At 70.0% G+C, this 1,506-nt stretch carries 2 protein-coding genes; one reads left to right on the top strand and one right to left on the bottom strand.

Annotated features, from left to right (window positions below):
- Positions 1-170 precede the first annotated feature (170 nt).
- Complete coding sequence (locus tag AC2W7A_RS12315) at positions 171-443, bottom strand: three-helix bundle dimerization domain-containing protein (RefSeq protein WP_485991597.1); 273 nt, start codon at positions 441-443, stop codon at positions 171-173.
- Positions 444-840: 397 nt separating this feature from the next.
- On the opposite strand from AC2W7A_RS12315, the gene AC2W7A_RS12310 reads away from it, so the two are divergent.
- Positions 841-1,506: oxygenase MpaB family protein (locus AC2W7A_RS12310; protein WP_485991596.1), on the top strand; the 666-nt coding region annotated here is incomplete at its 3' end.

The following is a 1,506-nucleotide window of genomic DNA, read 5'->3' as shown; positions in this document are numbered from 1 at the left end:
CTCGAACAGGTCGATGGCCTGTTCTCGTTGTTCTGGTGTGAGTTTCGATGGTGCTGGCACAGCACTGCTCCCCGGGTGAGTCGGACTTGAATAGGAGTCCAACTTCCGGGGAGCAGTGCAGAAAGGTGCCCCGCCGTCGTCGGGAAGCCCGGGAGGTGTCCCGGGAGGGATCAGGCGGCCGCCAGCTCCAAGTCGTGCTCCATCTCGCGGAGGCGACGCTCGGCGTCGTGCTCGGTGAGGGTCGGCATGAAGTGGTACAGGCGCGCGGTGGCCTTGAACTCCTCGACGACCTCACGGAAGGTCGCGCGGACCGTGGCTTCGCCGAGCTCGGATGCGTGACGGGCGACCAGGTCGTTCTCGACGCGGGCCATCACGCGGCGCAGCAGGACGGGGTTGGGCTGGGTGGGCAGGGCCTCGCGGTACTCGGTGGTGTTGATGCTCATGTGCGAGCACCTCCTTCTGTGCCGGATCGGTCCGGCGGGTCGGGGCGGTCCTTCGGGGGAAGCGGGCCGCCGGCAAGTCTTCGGGTGCTGTTCCCGTTCCGTCCGGGAAGGTGAACGTTAGGTGAACATCTCTTGAATCAAGCATACGCAGTTTTCCCCACGGGGCAAGCGGGACGTGGGTCGCGAGTGTTGGAGGAGGGATGTGTGCAGAGGCGGTCGAGGTGCGCTTAAGGCGCGGATTCATGCGGATTTCGGGCATCCTCGGACTCGTTCAACTGAGGTAAACAAAAGGTGAACGACTTTCGTCGCACCGAGTCCACCTCGGCACCCCCGGGACGTTTTCGCTCGCGAAACGGGAGACGCCCGCTCCGGGCGGCCGCCCTGCGACCATGGATCCATGACCCCTCTCCGCCCGCTCCTCACCCCGGCCCCGCCGCCGCGCTCGGCCTCAGAGGTGGCACGCCAGGCCGTGATGCTGGCCGGCGCCGGGGCGGCGATCCTGCTGCAGGTGGCGGACCATCGGGTCGGTGCGGGCGTGGCCGCCCACTCGCGGTTCACCGAAGACCCGATCGCCCGGCTGCGCCACACCCTGCAGTACATCAGCGTGGCGGTGCTCCCGGAGGCGCGGTTCGCGCGGGAGGCGGTGCTGGCCCATGTGCACCGCGCCCACGGTCCGGTCCGCGGGGTGGACGGGCAGGGACGTGCGTACTCTGCCTTCGACCCCGACGCCCAGCTCTGGGTCGCCGCCACCCTCTACTGGGCGGGGGAGCAGGTGCGTCGCCGCGTCTGGGGGAGCCTGCCGGCGGTGGACGCGGAACGGATGTACCGGGAACACGTCGCCCTGGCGACTTCGCTCGGCGTCCCGGCGGAGCACTGGCCCCGGGACCGCGCGGCGTTCACGGCCTACTGGGACGCGCACATCGCTGGACTCGACGTCACCGAGGATGCCCGGACCATCGCAGCCGACCTGTTCTCCGGCCAGGGCCTGCCCGTCCCGCTGCGCGCGGTGCTGCCCGCGGCGCGACTGCTCACCGCCGGGCTCCTGCCGGCGCGGGTGCGGGCA

The organism is Micrococcus sp. LASM2_SD2, from assembly GCF_057364565.1.
Note: the sequence above shows the minus strand (reverse complement) of the source record. Positions and strands in the feature narration are given on the sequence as shown.

Bases quoted from the DNA above. Each gene is read 5' to 3' on its own strand.
- AC2W7A_RS12315 (WP_485991597.1), bottom strand. From the start codon at position 443: ATGAGCATCAACACCACCGAGTACCGCGAGGCCCTGCCCACCCAGCCC.